The following is a 16,870-nucleotide window of genomic DNA, read 5'->3' on the forward strand; positions in this document are numbered from 1 at the left end:
CGCCGACTCGGCGAGGGCGTTCAGTCGAGCGGGATGTCCACGGAGTTGTCGCGCTCGACCGGGTCGGTGTCGCTCGGCACCTCGACCTCGCCCTCCTGGTCGAGACTGAGCACCAGCTCGCGCTCGCCGACCTTGGTCCAGGCGATCGTGGTGCGGAAGTCGTCGCGCTCGAGCTGGGCCCACGGCTCGGAGGCGTCGAGGCCGTCGGACGTCCTCGTCCAGCCCGCCTCCTCGAGCGCCGTCGCGGCCCGGTCGACCTGGTCGCCCTCGGCACCCTCCCCGACGACGACCGCGGACGCCTTGTAGTCCTCGGCGCGGTAGGTCGACATGCCCTCGCTCTGCACGCGGCCCGTGGCCCGCTCCAGGGTCAGCCCGCCGTCGGAGAGCACCTTGGCCATGTCGCGCAGCTCGGAGTCGACCGCTCTCTTCATCGACGCCAGCTCGTCGGCCGCCTGCTCGGGGTCGGGATCGCCGCACGAGCCGAGGCCGACGGCGAGCGTGAGTGCCAGCAGCAGGCGGAGCGGGAGCAGGGTCATGCGCCCCATCCTCACCGGTCGGGGCTCGTGTCGGAGCGGCCGGGCTGCCCAGCGGTCGGGTCGCGGTCCCACTCGGGGTCCTGCGGCGGGCCCCACCACGGGTCGTAGCTCTGCGCGGCCTCGTTGATCTGGTCACCGTGACCGTCGACGATCCGGCCGATGTTGTAGAGCGACTCGGTGTCCGGGTCGAGGTAGGAGCTGTGCGCGTCGCCGGTGTTGCGGTGCCAGCTGCGGTCGACGTCCTCGGCCTCGAAGCGCTGGGCGTCGAAGTCCTCCGACGACGGGTCGGTGCCCAGCCCGAGGCCGAACTTGCCCACCCATCCCTCGTCGCCCAGCACGGCGACGAGGTCGCGGCTGTCGCGGCCGACGTAGACGTGGTCGGCGCCGGGCCCCAGGTCGCCGGCGTGGTCGGCCGGACCCGCGCCGGGGCTGCCGATGAGGACCACCTCGTCGACGTCGGAGGCGTCACCGTGGGTGGCGTAGGCCGTCGTGGTGGAGCCGTAGCTGTGGCCGACGGCCGTCAGGTGGGCCGGGTCGTCGGGTCGCGAGGCGCGCAGGCCGTCGATCGCGTCGGCGAGGTTGCGCCCGCCCTCCTCGGCCCGACCCTCGCTCAGCGTGGCGAGGTCGGTGGGGCCGTCGGGTGCGTCGTAGCCGAGCCAGAACATGGTCGCGACGCTCGAGCCGTCGCCGTTGTAGCGCGTCGACTCGTAGAGGTTCATCATCCGGTCGGTGTAGGAGGTGGTGTCACCCATGTCGGTGGTGATGCCGGGCGTGAACACTGCGACGTCCGCGGCGTGGTCGAGATCGCCCACGGCGACGGCCACCCGCCCGTCGCCGTCGTAGGCGGCCGGGTCGTAGAGCCACAGCGTGCCGCCGGGACGCAGGGCCGGGTCGAGCGGATCGGTGTAGGCGTCGGCGTTGGCGAGCGCGTCGCGCGCCTGGCCGGCGTTGGCGAGCACCCGGCGCTCGAGCGGGGAGATGGTGCCGTCCTCGTCCTTGGCCGCGAGGCGGGCGAGGTCGTCGTCGAGCAGCACCCGGTTGGCCTGGTCGCGGGCGTCGGCGGGCAGGCCGTCGCCCTGGCCCACGCGCTCGGGGTAGGCGGCGATGACCGCCTCCCGCTCGGCCTCGTTGAGGCCGTCCCACCACCGCTGCACCTCCTCGGGCGTCGCGCCGCTGCCGGGCGCGCCGGGGCGGTTCATCGCCGACTCGGCCATCGGTGGGATGCCCCCGTCGGAGGAGAGCGACTCCGGGAGCGAGTCGGCGGCCTGGAATACCTGGCGCAGCAGCGTCTCGTTGTCGCGCACCCGCCGCTGCAGGTCATCGTGGTCGGCGACCAGGTCGGCGTAGTCGGCGCGCAGGTCGCGCGCCCGCTCACGGAAGGCCGCGATCTCGGCGTCGGTGACCTCGGTCGCGGCGTCGATGTCGGCGATCAGCGCCGTGCGCCGGCCGTCGAGTGCGCGCTTGCGCTCCACGAGGTCGTCGTGGGCACGAAGCAGGTCGCGGAGCGTGTCGGCGAACGCGGTCACGCCCCTCCCGACCCGCCGCACGGTCGTCGCCATCGCGGAGTGCTCCCCGGACGCCTTGCCGGACGCCTGCTTGTAGGCGTCGTAGGCCACGCCGGCCCAGCTGCCGAGGTCCTGCAGCTCGCGGCACCGGTCGGCGAACTCCTCGTAGCGGCCGGCCGCGGCGTAGATGGTGGTGGCGAGCGCGTCGGCGCCGCCCGCGTCGCCCTCGGGCTTCGTGATCTGCGCCGGGACCGAGGCCGGCACCTCGATGGTGACGGTCATCGCGGCGAGCCCAGCCGGGCGTCGAGGTCGCTGAACTGCCGGTCGGTCGCGTCGTCGGTCGTGCCGTAGTCGTCGGAGGTCGCGCGCAGCGCCCCCACGAACCCCTGCGCGATCGCGGCACTCTCGCCGGCATAGCCGGCCCACCGCGACAAGAACGTCGTGCCCGCGCCCTGGACGCTCGGCGGGAGGGCGGAGGCCGATGCGCCGCCCAGCTCGCGCGACGAGGTGTCCATGAGCGCCTGCTGCGACTCCCACCCCTCGGTGCCCTGGCGCAGGGAGGTGAGCTGCCACACGAGCTGCTGATCGCTCATCGCGCCCCACCACCGACGGCCTCGGCGGCGGCGTCCTCGCCCACCACGACGAGCGCGGAACGCACCCGCACCACCACGCGAGCGGTCGTGGGCACGAGCACCTGCACCTCCTCGCGACCGAAGCGGCCGGGCCGTCCCGCCAGCACGCGGGGGACGCCGTCGGGCGGAGCGAGCACGTGCCAGCCGTCCGACTCGCCGAGCAGCGCCTGCGCGCGCCCCAGCGCCGCGGAGGCGACGACCGGGTCGAGGTCGTCGAAGGTCGCGGTGCCCTGCCAGCGCAGCGTGCCGGGCTCGGACCCGACGAACCAGACGTCGTCGAGGTGGGCCGGCTCACCCTCGAGGCCGAGCGCCGCCCACAGGGCGGCCATCCGGGCCCGCAGGTCGTCGCGCGCCGCAGCCGGGTCGAGCGCCGGCTCGTCGGCCGGGACGTCCGCACGCCCGGGCGGCTCGGGCGGCAGCACCACGACGTCCACGTCGCCGTGGCGTCGCAGGACCGTCGCCCAGAACGGGTCGAGGGCGACCGCGCGCGCGGCCCGAGGGCCTCGTGCGAACTCCAGGCGTGTCGGCTCCGGCACCCGTCTCCTCCTCCGTCGTCCTGTGGGTGCTATCTCCCCCGACGACGAGGAGTCGAAACGCGATCAGCCGTGCCGGAGGAGACCGAGCAGGTACTCGCCGTAGCCGCTCTTGCGCAGCGGCTCGGCGCGGGCGGCGAGCTCGTCGTCGGACAGGAAGCCCATCCGCCAGGCGACCTCCTCGGGCGCGCCGACCTTGAAGCCCTGCCGGCCCTCGATCGTGCGCACGAAGTTGGAGGCGTCGTTGAGCGAGTCGAACGTGCCGGTGTCGAGCCACGCGGTGCCGCGGGGCAGCACCTCGACGTGCAGGCGCCCCTCCTCGAGGTAGCGGCGGTTGAGGTCGGTGATCTCGAGCTCGCCGCGCGCCGACGGCTCCAGCTCGGCGGCGTACTGCACGACGTCGTTGTCGTAGAAGTAGAGCCCCGGCACCGCGAAGTCGCTCTTGGGGTGCTCCGGCTTCTCCTCCAGCGAGAGCGCGCGGCCCTGGTCGTCGAACTCCACGACGCCGTAGGCCCGCGGGTCGGCGACGTGGTAGCCGAAGACCGCGGCGCCGTCGAGCTCGGAGAAGCGCAGCAGCTGCTGGCCGAGGCCGGAGCCGTAGAAGATGTTGTCGCCGAGCACCAGCGCCGACCGCTCGTCGCCGATGTGGTCGGCGCCGATGATGAACGCCTGGGCGAGGCCGTCGGGGCTGGGCTGCACCGCGAAGGTCAGGTCGATCCCGAACTGCGAGCCGTCGCCGAGCAGCCGGTGGAAGCCGTCGGCCTCGTGGGGCGTGGTGATGATCAGGACGTCACGGATGCCGGCCAGCATCAACGTCGAGAGCGGGTAGTAGATCATCGGCTTGTCGTAGACGGGCACCAGCTGCTTGCTGATGCCCTGCGTGATCGGGTGCAGTCGGGAGCCGGTGCCACCGGCCAGGATGATTCCGCGCATGGCTGCACCCTAGGGCGTCGGGCGTCACGCGCATTCCGGCCCGCGCCCGCGGCCCGTTTGGCACCATGTGGCGCATGCCGTCCACCCGTCGCGACTCGTCGCGACGGCTGCTCCGACGGGCGGCGCTCGTCGCCGGCGTGCTCCTGCTGCCGGTGGTCGCGCTGGCCCTGCTGGCGATCCCCTTCCTCTCCGCTCCCGGGCACGCCGAGGACGCCCGGGCCGAGCTCACGGCTGCCAAACGGGCGCTCGACGCCGGCGACACCGACGCCGCGGTGGTCGCCGTGGAGCGGGCGCGCGCGGAGGCCGACGCGCTCCAGCGGTCGGTGCAGGGCCTCTCCGGCGACGTGTGGGGCCGGGTGCCGGTCGCCGGCGGCCCGGTGCACGACGTGCGGCGCCTCGGCAACGCCCTCGACGAGCTCGTCGCCGTGGCCGAGACGGGCGTACGCGTGCTGCCGCAGGTGCGTGGCGAGGAGTCGACCCTCGTCGACGGCGGCAACGTCGACATCGACGTGCTCGAGTCGGTCATCGACGACCTGCGCGACGTCGCGGTACGGCTCGCCGCGGCCCGGGCCGAGCTCGCGGAGGTCGCGGACTCCCGTCCCCTGGTGGGTGAACGACTCGCCGAGGCGGCCGAGCAGGCCGGTGCCGAGATCGCGCCGATCGCCGAGGGGATCGAATCGGTCGACCCGCTGCTCGACCACCTGCCGAGGATCCTGGGTCGCGACGCGAGCCGGCAGTACCTCGTCGCGCTGCTCAACCCCGCCGAGATGCTCTTCTCCGGCGGCACCCCGCAGACCTTCGTCACCGTCGACCTCGACCGGGGCCGGCTGTCGATGGGCGAGACGGTCGACCTGTCCACGGCGCCGGGCGCGGCGCGGCCCCGGTACTGGAAGAAGGTCAAGGGCAACCCGCTGCACCGCGGCCGCACCAAGCCCGCCCTGGCCACCATGGCGCCCGACTGGGCGGTCTCGGGCAACGAGCTCGCCAACGCCTGGCGCAGCCTGCGCGGGCGCCGGCTGGCGGGGGTGGTGGTCGTGGACGTGGTGGCGGTGTCCCGCCTGGTCGAGCTGACCGGCCCGATCGACGTGCCCACCCTCGGCACGCTCACCGGCGACAACCTCGTCGAGAAGCTCATCGGCAGCTACGACGACCACCCCGACGCGGCCTCGCGCAAGGCCGTCAACCGCGCCCTCGCCCCCGTCTTCGTCCAGCGGCTGCTCTCGGGCAACGACCCCGTCGGCACCGGCCGGGTGCTGGGCGAAGCGGCCGACCAGCGGCGCTTCGCCCTCTACCTCCGCGACCCCGACGAGCAGGCGGTCGTCGACGACCTCGGCCTCAGCGGTCGGCTCTCCGGCACCGAGCACGACTACATCGGCGTCTTCACGCAGAACAAGGTGCCCAGCAAGTCCGACTACTGGCAGCGGCGCGTGGTCACCACCGACGTCGCGGTGCGCGAGGACGGCAGCGCCCGGGTGCGGATGGAGGTGGAGGTCCACAATGACTCCCCGCCCTACGCGCAGGCGGAGCCCGACCCCCGCGAGAGCTACTTCACCCGCTGGAACACGCTCGGCATCGCGCCGTTCCTGCCGGTCGGCGCCACGTTCGACACCGTCGAGGTGGACGGCGAGCCCCGTGAGACCTCGCCTCGCAGCTTCTACGGCCGCTACTTCATCCGCCCGGAGGTGGAGTTCGCCCCGCAGGCACGCCACACCCTCGCGGTGACGTACGACGTCCCTGCCGCAGCCGTGCGCCGTGGCCGCTCGCTCGCCTACCGGCTGGACCTCGACCCGCAGGGCATGGTCGATCCGCAGGACGTGCGGGTCACCGTGCGCTTCCCGCGCGGCTACGCCGTCGACGCGGACCTGCCCGCCGGCTGGGCGAGCGACGGCGGCCGGGAGGCGACCTACCGCACCGACGCGCTGGAGAGCGTCGAGTCGTACGAGGTCCTCGCCCACCCCTAGACTCCGCCGCATGGAACGCCTACTCGTGACCGGAGGCGCGGGGTTCATCGGGTCGAACTTCGTGCACCACCTGCTCGAGCACACCGACCTCACGGTGACCGTGCTCGACAAGCTGACCTACGCCGCCTCCAAGGAGTCGCTGGCCGGGCTGCCCGAGGACCGGGTGCGGCTGGTCGTCGGCGACATCGCCGACGCTGACGTCGTCGATCCCCTGGTCGCCGACCACGACGCGGTGGTCCACTACGCGGCCGAGTCGCACAACGACAACTCGCTCAACGACCCGAGCCCGTTCGTCCACACCAACATCCTCGGGACCTACACGATCCTCGAGGCGGTGCGCCGGCACGACAAGCGCCTGCACCACGTGTCGACCGACGAGGTCTACGGCGACCTCGAGCTCGACGACCCCAAGCGCTTCACCGAGGACACGCCCTACAACCCGTCCTCCCCCTACTCCGCCTCCAAGGCCGGCTCCGACCACCTGGTCCGCGCCTGGGTCCGCAGCTTCGGCGTCCGCGCGACGGTCTCCAACTGCTCCAACAACTACGGCCCCTGGCAGCACATCGAGAAGTTCATCCCGCGCCAGATCACCAACGTCATCGACGGGATCCGGCCCAAGCTCTACGGCTCGGGCGAGAACGTCCGCGACTGGATCCACGCCGACGACCACTCCTCGGCCGTGCTGACGATCCTGGAGAAGGGCCGCATCGGCGAGACCTACCTCATCGGCGCCGACGGCGAGAAGAACAACCTCGAGGTCGTCCGCCTCATCCTCAAGCTGATGGGCAAGGCGGAGGACGACTTCGACCACGTCAACGACCGCGCCGGCCACGACATGCGCTACGCCATCGAGTCCGGCAAGCTGCGCCAGGAGCTCGGCTGGCAGCCGCAGTTCCAGGACTTCGAGTCCGGCCTGGCCAACACCATCGAGTGGTACCAGCAGCACGAGGAGTGGTGGCGACCGCACAAGGACGCCACGGAGGCCAAGTACGCGGAGAAGGGCCAGTGACCCTCCCCTCGCTCGAGACGACGCCGATCCCCGGCCTCGTCGTCGTCCGCCTCGACCGCCGCGACGACGCACGCGGGTTCTTCAAGGAGAACTGGCAGCGCGAGAAGATGCTCGCCATCGGGCTGCCCGACTTCGGCCCGGTCCAGAACAACGTCTCGTTCAACAGCGACCGCGGCGTGACCCGCGGCATCCACACCGAGCCGTGGGACAAGTTCGTCTCCCTGGCCACCGGCCGCATCTTCGGCGCGTGGGTCGACATGCGCGAGGGCGACACCTTCGGCGCAACGTTCACGCTCGAGATGGACACCTCTGTCGCCGTCTTCGTGCCACGCGGCGTCGGCAACAGCTACCAGGTGCTCGAGGACGCCACGGCCTACACCTACCTCGTCAACGAGCACTGGCGCCCGGGCATCTCCTACCCCGCGCTGTCCCTCGCCGACCCGACGGTCGCGATCGCGTGGCCGATCCCGCTGTCCGAGGCGATCATCAGCGAGAAGGACCAGCACAACCCGGCGCTGGACGCCTCGACCGCGATCCCGCCCAAGAAGACGCTCATCGTGGGCGCACTGGGCCAGCTGGGCCGCGCGCTGCACGGCGCCTACCCCGACGCGGACCGGGTCGACCTCTTCCAGGGCGAGGGCGTCAGCGCCCTCGACCTCACCGACGCCGAGGCCGTCGCGGCGTGGCCGTGGCACGACTACTCCGTGGTGCTCAACGCCGCGGCCTTCACCGCGGTCGACGCGGCGGAGACCGCCGAGGGCCGGGTGACCGCGTGGGCCGCCAACGCCAGCGGACCCGCCACGCTCGCCCGGCTTGCACGCGAGCACCGCTTCACGCTGGTGCACGTCTCCTCCGAGTACGTCTTCGACGGCACCGCGCCGCTCGACCCCGGCCACCCCGAGGACGAGCCCCTGTCGCCGCTGGGCGTCTACGCCCAGTCCAAGGCCGCCGGCGACCTCGCGGTCGGCCTGGCCCCGCGCCACTACCTGCTGCGCACGTCATGGGTGATCGGCGAGGGCAACAACTTCGTGCGCACGATGCGCTCGCTCGCCGAGAAGGGCGTCTCGCCGAGCGTCGTCGACGACCAGGTCGGCCGGCTCACCTTCACCGACGAGCTGGTGCGCGCGATCCGCCACCTGCTCGACTCCGACGCCGCGTTCGGCACCTACAACGTCTCCAACGGCGGGCCGGCGATGTCGTGGCGCGAGATCGCCCAGGCGGTCTTCGAGCGCTCGGGCCGCAGCGCCGACGACGTGTCCGGCACCAGCACCGAGGCGTACGCCGAGGGCGTGCGCGCCCAGGGCAAGCCGTTCGCGCCGCGTCCGCTCAACTCGGCGATGTCGCTCGCCAAGATCCGCGCCACCGGCTTCGAGCCCGAGGACGCGATGGCCGCGCTCGACCGCTACCTCGCCACCTGAGCGGCGACGACACGGGCGCAGCGCTCAGCGGCGCGAGGTGACCTCGGCGAGCGCCGGGCGCACGTCGGCGAGGTAGACGAGCGAGGCGATCGTGAAGACGAGGTGGATCAGCCCGAGCGGCGAGGAGCCGATGAGGATCAGCTGGGCGGCGAAGCCGAGCCCGGTGATCGCGCACCACGCCGGCTTGGTCAGCTTGCCGGCCGCCTCGTAGGCCTCGGCGGAGTAGGTGAGGGAGTTGATGAACGCGAATCCCTTGATCGCGAGCAGGGCGACGAGCACGACCAGCATCAGCGTGCTCTGGAACGCGTAGATGTCCACGGGCTCAGCCTAGACGCCCGAGGCACGCGGGCGGAACGGACGAAGCCCCCGTCCTGACGGACGGGGGCCTCGGCTCAGAGCAGCATCGGCTGCTCCTCGGCGTCGTCTCTTCAGTCGCCGACCTTCTGGGTCGCGTCGGCGACGGCCTTGGCCGCGTTGGCCGCCGTGGTGGTGGCGGCGGTCGCGGTGGCCTTGGCGCTGGCCTGCGCGGTGGCGCTCTTCTTCGCAGCGCTCTTGCGGGCGGTGGTCGCGGAGGCCTTCTTGGCCGCGGCCTTCCGCGTCGCCTTCTTGGCGGTCGGCTTGGGCGTCGGGGCGACCTTGGTGGCGGCGGTCTTGTCGGCCGCAGCCGTGGTGGCCTCGGCGGCCTTCTTGGCCTGGGTCGCGGTGGTCTTCGCCTTGGCGACGGTGGTGCGGGCCGAGGACGTGGTGGCGCGGGTCGACTCCTGGCGGCGGATGCGGCCCACGAGCGACTCGCCACGCTTGACGAGGTCGGCGTAGGCGGCGTTGGCCGCGGAGACGTTGCCGTCGACCAGCGTGGAGACCTGGGTGGCGACCTGCGTGGCGACCTGGGCCGGGTAGGCCAGGGCCTCGGCCTGCAGCTCGGCGACGCGGGCCTCGACGGCGGCGCGGCGGGCCTCGGCCTGCTTGCGCAGCGCCTGCGGGTCGCTCGCGGTCCGCTGCACCTCGCTCACGCGGGTGGTGACGTCCTTCTGCACGGCGGCGACCAGCTTCTGCACGTCGGCCACCGCCTCACGGACGGCCTCGACGGCCAGGTCGGTGACGCCGACGCCGGCCAGGACGGGCTTGAGGGCTTCGCTCTTGAGGTCGCGCTTGGTGGTGGCCATGTGGCTCTCCTTCGGGTGGATGCTGCTGGTGGTCTTCGGGCTCACGACTCGACGGACTCCGCGACGGGCCGTGTCGGTGCGTCTGGCTGGGCCGTGGCGTCGGGCTCGGCCCGCGCCTCGGGCTGGGGCTCGGGCTGGGGCTCGGGCTGGGGCTCGGGGTGGGGCTCGGGGTGGGCCGCGGCGGCGTCGCGCTCGTTGAGCGCGAGGAACGAGGCGTAGACGTCGAGCAGCGAGTGCTTCTGCCGCTCGGTCAGCGCGGCGTCGGCGAGGATCGCGAGCTCCACCGAGCCGGCCTGGCCCGGGTCGGGATGGACGATGCCGGCGCGGACGTAGAGCTGCTCGGCGCTGACGCGCAGCGCCCGGGCGAGCTGCTGGAGCACCTCGGCCGACGGCTTGCGGAGGCCGCGCTCGATCTGGCTCAGGTAGGGATTGCTGACGCCCACCTGGTCGGCGAGCTGGCGCAGCGACAGCTGGGCGCCGACCCGCTGCTCCCTGAGGTAGTCGCCCAGCGTGCCGAGCGAGTCGACGACCGCCTTGCTGGTCTTGGTGGTGGCCTTCGTGGTGGCCGTGGTCGTGGCCTTGGTGGCCCTGCGTGCGGTCGCGGTCGTGGCGGCGGTCTTCGAGGCTGCCCTCGGGGTCTTCTTGTCCTTCGCCATGTCCCCATTGTGCTAACACCTGTTAGCAGAACACAACCCGGCTGGAGGTGAGACCACTCACAAACACGGCAATCCATGCGGACTATCAGCGCTAGCAGCCTGTTCGCAGCGGTGGCGCTCGACCGCGTGCGTCAGAAGGCGGCGCGGATCTCCCCGACCGGAGCCCCGCCTCCGAGGAGCTCGACCCGACCGGTCGCGCGCACCGCCTCGGCGTCCACCCCGTCCTCGTCGAGCACCCCCGAGCGGCGCAGCGCCTCGGCCATCAGCACGGGCCGCACCCGGGCAGCGCCGTCGTCGGTCTTGAGCGCCCAGGCGCGCCCGTCGGGCAGCGCGACGGCGTAGCAGGACTCGGCACCGGCCTTGCCGATGAGGCCCGACACCGCCCGGTGCAGGGCGAGCTCGTCGCGGGTGGTGCCGCTGACGTGCTCGGGGTGGCGCCGGATCGCGTCGGCGACGCGGCGCGCGGGGCCTTCTGTCGCGGTGGCCAGCGCCGCGAACGCCCGGGCCAGGCCGGTCAGCGACGTGGAGAGCAGCGGCGCGCCGCACCCGTCGACCGCGACCGCCGCGATGGGCTCGCCCGTGAGCCGGGCGAAGGTGTCGGCGATCGCCACCTGCAGGGGGTGGGTCGGGTCGAGGTAGGTCGCAGTGTCCCAGCCCCGCACCACGCAGGTGGCGAGCATGGCGGCGTGCTTGCCCGAGCAGTTCATCAGGATCGGCGCGCGAGTGCCGCCGGCCCGCACGACGGCCTCGCGGGCCGCGTCGTCGAGCGGGTAGTCGGCCGGCGTCTGGAGCGCCGACTCGTCGAGGCCCGCGCTCGCCAGCGTGCGGCGTACGCCCTCGACGTGGAACTCCTCCCCGGAGTGCGACGCGCAGGCGAGCGCGAGCAGCTCGTCGGGCAGGTCGAGGCCGAGCTCGACCATCGCGAGCGCCTGGATCGGCTTGTTGCTCGAGCGCGGCAGGACGGGGACGTCGACCGCGCCCACCGACCAGTCCACCGTGCCGTCGGCGGCGAGCGCGACGATCGAGCCGTAGTGGTGGCCCTCGACGAAGCCCGAGCGGACGATCTCGGCGACGACCGGCCGGGCGGCCGGCGTGGGGGTGGAGGCGGCAGGCGACATGTCCCGCAGGCTACTCACCGCGCCTCTGAGAGGATGCGCGGGTGATCCAGCACTGCCCCACGCCGACAGAGCTCGACGACCTGGAGCTCTTGGTCTCCGGCGCCTACGCCCCGCTGACCCGCTTCAACGAGCCGGGCAGCGTGGTCACCCTCGACCTGCCCGACGGCGTGGACGAGGCGGAGCTGGTCGACCCCGAGGGCCTGCCACTGGCCCGCGTCGCGGCCGACGGGTCGCTGGAGCCGCTGACGCACGCCCAGTACGGCCCCTTCCGCCGACTGCACCTCACCCCCGCGCAGGCACGCGAGCAGCACGCCGGCGCGACGTTCGTGCCGGTCGTCGACGCGCTGAGCGAGGCCGACCTCGAGGAGCTGCGCGGCCTCGGTCGCGTGGTGCTCCTGGCGCTGTCGGGCACCGGCACCTCCTCGCTGTCGCCCGTCGCGCTGGTCCGCGCCACCCTCGCCGCGGCCGCCGTGCTGCCGGATGCCACGGTCGTCGCGGTGCCGCTCCCGGCCCACGGCGACGCCGAGGCCGACCACGCCCTCGGCACCGGAGTGGTGCAGACCTACGCCGGCGACGACCCCGTCCACGCGCTCGCCGAGACCTCCGGCGAGCTCCCCGAGGCCGTCGCCGCGATCGTCGAGGAGGACCAGCCGGCCCCCGAGGACCAGGGCCTCGTGCTGTTCTTCACCGGCCTCTCCGGCAGCGGCAAGTCGACGCTCGCCCGCGCGCTGGTCGACCTGCTGCTCGAGCAGGGCGGCCGCACGGTCACCAGCCTCGACGGCGACGTCGTACGCCGCAACCTGTCCGCCGGCCTGACCTTCAGCAAGGCCGACCGCGAGACCAACATCCGCCGCATCGGCTGGGTCGCCGCCGAGATCGCCCGCCACGGCGGGGTCGCGGTGTGCTCCCCGATCGCCCCGTTCGCCGAGACCCGCGACCAGGTGCGCGAGATGGTGGAGTCCGCCGGCGGCGCGTTCTTCCTCGTCCACGTCGCGACCCCGCTCGAGGAGTGCGAGCGCCGCGACCGCAAGGGCCTCTACGCCAAGGCCCGCGCCGGCGAGATCCCCGAGTTCACCGGCATCTCCTCGCCCTACGAGGAGCCCGTCGACCCCGCCGTGCGCGTCGACACCACCGGCCGCACCGTCGAGGACGCGCTCGAAGACGTCCTGGTCGCGCTCGACGAGGCGGGCTACCTGCACCTGGGGCGTGCGGATGGCTGAGCCGCTGCGGGTGCTGTTCGTGTGCACCGCCAACATCTGCCGCTCACCCTTCCTCGAGCTCACCGCGCGTGCGATGTCGGGCACCGGGTCCGGTGTGGAGTTCTCCAGCGCCGGCACCCACGGCGCCGACGGCCACGCCATGAACGACCTCATGCTCGCCCGGCTCGCCGACGCCGAGCCGGACGGCTTCGCCAGCCGCCGGCTCACCGCGCCGCTCCTGGCCGAGGCCGACCTGGTGCTGACCGCGGAGGCCACTCACCGCGGGTTCGTCCTCGAGGAGTTCCCGCAGCACGTCCGCAAGGTGTTCACCGTCGGACAGTTCGCCGCGGCGCTCGAGGAGCACCCCGGGCTGAGCGGTCGCGAGCTGGTCGCGGCCGTCGGCACACGACGTACGGCCGCGCGGCCCGAGCACGACATCGCCGACCCCTACCGGCGCGGGGAATCGGCCGCGGACACCGCAGCCGCCACAATGTCGAGAATGCTGCGCGTGATCGTCCCTCGGCTGGCCACAGGAGGCTCCGATGGCTGAGCTGCTGACCCTCACCGCTCTCTCGATCCTCGCCGCCGGCTTCATCGTCGGCATCGTCGTCGGCCTCACCGGCATGGGCGGCGGCGCCCTGATGACGCCCGCCCTGCTGTTCCTGGGCGTCGGCGAGGCCGCCACGGTCGTGACCGCCGACCTCACCGCGGCCGCGGTCTACAAGACCGGCGGCGCGGTCGTGCACAAGCGCGAGGGCTCGCCCAACATGCGCCTTGCCATGTGGCTGATGATCGGCTCGATCCCGATGGCGCTGCTCGGGCCACACCTGGTGGCGTGGTTCACCGACGACAGCGAGCAGCTCAACCACGTGCTGATCATCAGCATCGGCTTCGCGCTCCTGCTGGCGGCGGCGACCTACGCCCTGCGCCTCTACGTCAACCTGCTCCGGGTCCGCTCGGGCACCCACGTCCACGACGACGACCCGACGATCCGGGTGGTCCCGACGCTGCTGGTCGGCATGCTGGGCGGGCTGCTGGTCGGCATCACCAGCGTCGGCTCCGGCTCGGTCATCATGATCGCGCTGCTGATGCTCTACCCCGGCCTCTCCGCGGTGAAGCTCGTCGGCACCGACCTCGTCCAGGCGGTGCCGCTCGTGCTCGCGGCCGCGATCTCCAACATCGCGCTCCACGGCATCGACTGGGGGATCCTGATCCCCCTCGTCATCGGCTCGGTCCCCGGCACGATCCTCGGCGCCACCCTCGCCCCGCGCGTACCTCAGTCCTTCATCCGCCGCGGCATCGTCGTCGTGCTGACGATGAGCGGCGTCGCGCTGCTCGACAAGTCCGGCTGGGCCCCGCTCGGCGTCGAGGAGACCCACCCCATGCTGATCGCCGGCATCGGCCTGGCCGTCCTGGTGGTCCTCCCCATCGTCTGGGGCTTCCTGCGCAAGCAGCAGGGCCTGCCGATGTTCGGCTCGCCGACCATCGCCCAGCTCGACGACCCCGACTACCGTCCCGGGCTCGTCGGGATGAAGAAGGTCCGCGAGTAGCGCTCGCCGTTCCCGGCGTTCCGCCGCTGCGTCATGCGAACCCGCACCCATGGCGTTCCGTTCGCATGACGTCCCGGGGCGGGCGCGGGCAGGGCGAGAACGAGCGCTCAGGCCAGGCCGAGCAGCTCGCGGCACTGGGCGGGCGCCATGGGCGTACGCTGCGCGATCCGGCCGAGGTCGACCGCGCGCTGGACGAGCTGGGCGTTGGACTCGACCGGGACGCCGCGGCTGATGGTGAGCACGTCCTCCATGCCGACGCGCAGGTGCCCGCCCATCGAGAGCGAGGCCAGCGCGACCGCCAGGGTCGAGCGGCCGATGCCGGTGGCCGACCAGGACGTGACCTCCGGCGGGAGCGCGGCCACGCCGGCGACGAGCGCCGGGGCCGTGCCCGGCATGCCGCCGGGCACGCCCATGACGAAGTCGACGTGCACCTTGCCGCCGGCCGGGACGCCGTACTGCCGGATCAGCCGGCCGAGCGCGTGCACCTGGCCGAGGTCGAACAGCTCGAACTCCGGGGCGACCCCGCGCTCGAGGGCGAGCTGGTAGAGGTCCTTGACGAAGGGCCACGGGTTGAGGAAGACGTCGTCGCCGAAGTTGGTGGTGCCCATCGTCAGCGAGCACGAGTCGGGCTCGGCGTCGAGCACCTTGAGCCGCTCGTCGAGCGGGTCGTGCACCGAGCCGCCGGTCGAGAGCTGGACGACGAGCGAGGACGACTCGCGCACCGCCGCGACCCACTCGCGCAGCAGCGCCTGGTCGAGCGTGGGCTGGTGGGAGGCGTCGCGCACGTGGATGTGGATCATCGCCGCGCCGGCGGCCTCGCACTCGGCCGCGGTGCGCGCGAGCTCCTCCGGGGTGGTGGGGAGCTGCGGGCAGTCGGCCTTGGCGGTCTCGGCCCCGGTGGGGGCGACCGTGATCAGGAGCGGGTCGGCGGATGAGGCAGGCATGGCGGCATCCTTGCACCATGCGTGCGGTCATCCAGCGGGTCCTCTCCGCCAGCGTCCGAGTCGGCGGAGGGGTCGACGGAGAGGTCGTCGGCGAGCTCGACCGGCCGGGGCTGCTGGTCTACCTCGGCGTCACCCACGACGACGGGCCCGCCGAGGTCGCGTGGATCGCGCGCAAGGTCTGGGACCTGCGACTGCTGCGTGACGAGCAGAGCGCCAGCGACGTCGGCGCGCCCGTGCTGGTGGTCAGCCAGTTCACGCTGTACGGCGACGCGCGCAAGGGCCGGCGGCCCACGTGGCAGGCCGCCGCGCCGGGTCCGGTCAGCGAGCCGCTCTACGACGCCGTCTGCGCGGCCCTCGAGCGGCTCGGCGCCCACGTCGAGCGCGGCCGCTTCGGTGCCGACATGCGCGTCGAGAGCGTCAACGACGGCCCGATCACGCTCGTCCTCGACTCGCCGTAGGGAGGGCCGTACGCCTACCGCTTCGGGCCGGTCTCCCACACCCGCGCCCAGTCGACCTCCATGGTCTCGGGCAGGTCGCCGTCGAAGCGGGGCAGCTCGTAGTCGGAGGACAGCAGGCTGAGGATGAGGAACTCCGGTCGCCCGGACGTCGGCCCCTCGAGCCGCTGGGTGACCCGGCCGTCGATGCGGAAGACGTACTCGTCGGGCGTCCACTCCACCGAGAACACGTGGTACTGCTCGGCCCAGTCGTCACCGAGCTCCTCCGCGTCGGGAAGCCAGCCCCCGATGGTCTGCTTCTCGCCGGCCTTGTCGAGGAAGTAGGTGAAGCTGGTCAGGCCACCCTCGGGGTGGTCGTCGCCGAAGTACTCGATCACGTCGATCTCGGCACCACCCTTCTTGGGGCCGCCGCTGCGCTGCCCGCCGACCGCCTGCATCCAGAAGGCGGCGTGCTGACCGCGAGCCGCCTGCGTCTTGATGCGCGCGGCTGCGAAGCCGTAGGTGAAGGCGAAGGTACCCTCGGTGCCGACGTGGCCGTTGAGCCGGAAGGGGAACTTCTTGCGCCGCCCCGGCAGCTGGCACTCGTCGCCCTTGCGGGCCGGGTCCTCGAGCACGCTGAGCCTCAGCACGCCGTCGGTCACCTCGGCGGCGTCCGCGCTCGCGCGCGAGCAGGTGCGTACGCCGATGTAGCCCTGGTCGCGGGTCGTCCAGGTCGCGCCCTCACCGTCGACGGTGTCGTCGTCGTCGAAGTCGTCGGTGAACGTCGCCGCCGGAGCGTCGTCGGTCGAGATCTCGGTGCCGATGGCGTCGTCGCCCTCGCCGACCACCACGTGCAGGTCGCCCGCCGCGGGGCTGGTCAGCGCGACCCGCCCCTTGCCGTCGGTCTCCTGCTCGTCGACCTCGCTCCAGCCGTCGTCGGTCCGGCCGACGAGGGTCACGCTCGTACCCTCGTCGACGCCGGCGACCGTGGCGTCGACGACCCACTCCGCGTCGTCGGCCGCCTCGACGTCCTCGCCGTTGGCCGCGAGCTGCGGGAGCACGCGCGCCGTCACGTCGTCGCTGCGCTCGTAGGACGGCGGCGCGGCGTCACCGTCGTCACCGCTCGACGAGCAGCCGGTCGTGATGAGTGCCACGCCCAGGGAGCACGCGACGAGGGGGTGCCAGCGCGTGCGCGAGCGGCGAGCGAGTCGGAGGGTGCGGCTCATTCCGCCGAGTCTGGCCGACCGCACGCGGCAGTGCGAATCGTCCCCCACGCTGC

General features: G+C 73.0%; 18 protein-coding genes. 7 read left to right on the forward strand and 11 right to left on the reverse strand.

The features are described from left to right. Nucleotides 1-20: 20 nt before the first annotated feature. The 5 genes from AC4H2S_RS00535 to rfbA all read right to left on the reverse strand — a co-directional run bounded on the left by AC4H2S_RS00535 (nt 21) and on the right by rfbA (nt 4,139). Nucleotides 21-536: a hypothetical protein gene (locus AC4H2S_RS00535; protein WP_491495006.1), complete on the reverse strand. Its 516-nt coding sequence runs from the start codon at nt 534-536 to the stop codon at nt 21-23. Nucleotides 537-547: 11 nt separating this feature from the next. Then, nucleotides 548-2,323 carry an alpha/beta hydrolase gene (locus AC4H2S_RS00540; protein WP_491495007.1) on the reverse strand — a complete coding sequence of 592 codons (1,776 nt, stop codon included), beginning with the start codon at nt 2,321-2,323 and terminating at the stop codon, nt 548-550. Next, nucleotides 2,320-2,634, reverse strand: coding sequence for a hypothetical protein (locus AC4H2S_RS00545; RefSeq protein WP_491495008.1), 315 nt, complete (start codon nt 2,632-2,634; stop codon nt 2,320-2,322). Before AC4H2S_RS00545 ends, AC4H2S_RS00540 begins: the two co-directional genes overlap by 4 nt. Beyond that, nucleotides 2,631-3,209 (reverse strand): hypothetical protein, encoded by a 579-nt coding sequence (locus AC4H2S_RS00550; RefSeq protein WP_491495009.1) that lies wholly within the window; start codon nt 3,207-3,209, stop codon nt 2,631-2,633. The genes AC4H2S_RS00545 and AC4H2S_RS00550 overlap by 4 nt, the downstream gene beginning before the upstream one ends. 63 nt (nt 3,210-3,272) lie before the next feature. Next, entirely contained in the window at nt 3,273-4,139 is an 867-nt protein-coding gene (gene rfbA / locus AC4H2S_RS00555; protein ID WP_491495010.1) for a glucose-1-phosphate thymidylyltransferase RfbA, read from the reverse strand. A 74-nt stretch (nt 4,140-4,213) separates the two neighbouring features. Here rfbA and AC4H2S_RS00560 point away from each other — a divergent pair, with 74 nt between their 5' ends. The 3 genes from AC4H2S_RS00560 to AC4H2S_RS00570 are packed head-to-tail and all read left to right on the forward strand — an operon-like array spanning nt 4,214 to nt 8,527. Further along, complete coding sequence (locus AC4H2S_RS00560) at nt 4,214-6,100, forward strand: DUF4012 domain-containing protein (protein ID WP_491495011.1); 1,887 nt, start codon at nt 4,214-4,216, stop codon at nt 6,098-6,100. A gap of 10 nt (nt 6,101-6,110) precedes the next feature. Next, nucleotides 6,111-7,109: a dTDP-glucose 4,6-dehydratase gene (gene rfbB / locus AC4H2S_RS00565; protein ID WP_491495012.1), complete on the forward strand. Its 999-nt coding sequence runs from the start codon at nt 6,111-6,113 to the stop codon at nt 7,107-7,109. Beyond that, nucleotides 7,106-8,527, forward strand: a complete 1,422-nt coding sequence (locus tag AC4H2S_RS00570; protein ID WP_491495013.1) for a sugar nucleotide-binding protein — start codon at nt 7,106-7,108, stop codon at nt 8,525-8,527. The genes rfbB and AC4H2S_RS00570 overlap by 4 nt, the downstream gene beginning before the upstream one ends. Nucleotides 8,528-8,551: 24 nt before the next feature. On the opposite strand, the gene AC4H2S_RS00575 is transcribed toward AC4H2S_RS00570, so the two are convergent. The 4 genes from AC4H2S_RS00575 to AC4H2S_RS00590 all read right to left on the reverse strand — a co-directional run bounded on the left by AC4H2S_RS00575 (nt 8,552) and on the right by AC4H2S_RS00590 (nt 11,464). Continuing rightward, a complete protein-coding gene (locus AC4H2S_RS00575) occupies nt 8,552-8,845 on the reverse strand; it encodes a DUF2516 family protein (RefSeq protein WP_491495014.1) in 294 nt (97 codons plus the stop codon). A 110-nt stretch (nt 8,846-8,955) separates the two neighbouring features. Next, nucleotides 8,956-9,690 (reverse strand): hypothetical protein, encoded by a 735-nt coding sequence (locus AC4H2S_RS00580; protein WP_491495015.1) that lies wholly within the window; start codon nt 9,688-9,690, stop codon nt 8,956-8,958. Between the two features lie 41 nt (nt 9,691-9,731). Beyond that, entirely contained in the window at nt 9,732-10,346 is a 615-nt protein-coding gene (locus AC4H2S_RS00585) for a helix-turn-helix domain-containing protein (RefSeq protein ID WP_491495016.1), read from the reverse strand. Nucleotides 10,347-10,477: 131 nt separating this feature from the next. After that, nucleotides 10,478-11,464, reverse strand: a complete 987-nt coding sequence (locus AC4H2S_RS00590) for an asparaginase (RefSeq protein WP_491495017.1) — start codon at nt 11,462-11,464, stop codon at nt 10,478-10,480. 41 nt (nt 11,465-11,505) lie between these two features. Between AC4H2S_RS00590 and cysC the strand changes: the two genes are divergently transcribed. Genes cysC through AC4H2S_RS00605 form a run of 3 tightly spaced genes read left to right on the forward strand, consistent with a single transcriptional unit; the run spans nt 11,506 to nt 14,213 of the window. After that, the gene (cysC, locus tag AC4H2S_RS00595) at nt 11,506-12,684 is read left to right on the forward strand and encodes an adenylyl-sulfate kinase (RefSeq protein ID WP_491495018.1); all 1,179 of its coding nucleotides are present in this window, start codon (nt 11,506-11,508) and stop codon (nt 12,682-12,684) included. Then, nucleotides 12,677-13,213 (forward strand): arsenate reductase/protein-tyrosine-phosphatase family protein, encoded by a 537-nt coding sequence (locus tag AC4H2S_RS00600; RefSeq protein WP_491495019.1) that lies wholly within the window; start codon nt 12,677-12,679, stop codon nt 13,211-13,213. Before cysC ends, AC4H2S_RS00600 begins: the two co-directional genes overlap by 8 nt. Continuing rightward, nucleotides 13,206-14,213 (forward strand): sulfite exporter TauE/SafE family protein, encoded by a 1,008-nt coding sequence (locus tag AC4H2S_RS00605; protein WP_491495020.1) that lies wholly within the window; start codon nt 13,206-13,208, stop codon nt 14,211-14,213. Before AC4H2S_RS00600 ends, AC4H2S_RS00605 begins: the two co-directional genes overlap by 8 nt. Nucleotides 14,214-14,320: 107 nt before the next feature. Here the strand turns inward: AC4H2S_RS00605 and AC4H2S_RS00610 are convergent, their stop codons facing one another. Continuing rightward, nucleotides 14,321-15,157, reverse strand: a complete 837-nt coding sequence (locus AC4H2S_RS00610) for a beta-keto acid cleavage family enzyme (RefSeq protein WP_491495021.1) — start codon at nt 15,155-15,157, stop codon at nt 14,321-14,323. Nucleotides 15,158-15,174: 17 nt separating this feature from the next. Between AC4H2S_RS00610 and dtd the strand changes: the two genes are divergently transcribed. Beyond that, nucleotides 15,175-15,615, forward strand: a complete 441-nt coding sequence (gene dtd, locus AC4H2S_RS00615; RefSeq protein WP_491495022.1) for a D-aminoacyl-tRNA deacylase — start codon at nt 15,175-15,177, stop codon at nt 15,613-15,615. 14 nt (nt 15,616-15,629) lie between these two features. Here the strand turns inward: dtd and AC4H2S_RS00620 are convergent, their stop codons facing one another. Beyond that, nucleotides 15,630-16,817, reverse strand: a complete 1,188-nt coding sequence (locus AC4H2S_RS00620) for a glycoside hydrolase family 16 protein (protein WP_491495023.1) — start codon at nt 16,815-16,817, stop codon at nt 15,630-15,632. Between the last annotated feature and the right edge of the window lie 53 nt (nt 16,818-16,870).

The organism is Nocardioides sp. Z13_37 (genome assembly GCF_058355585.1).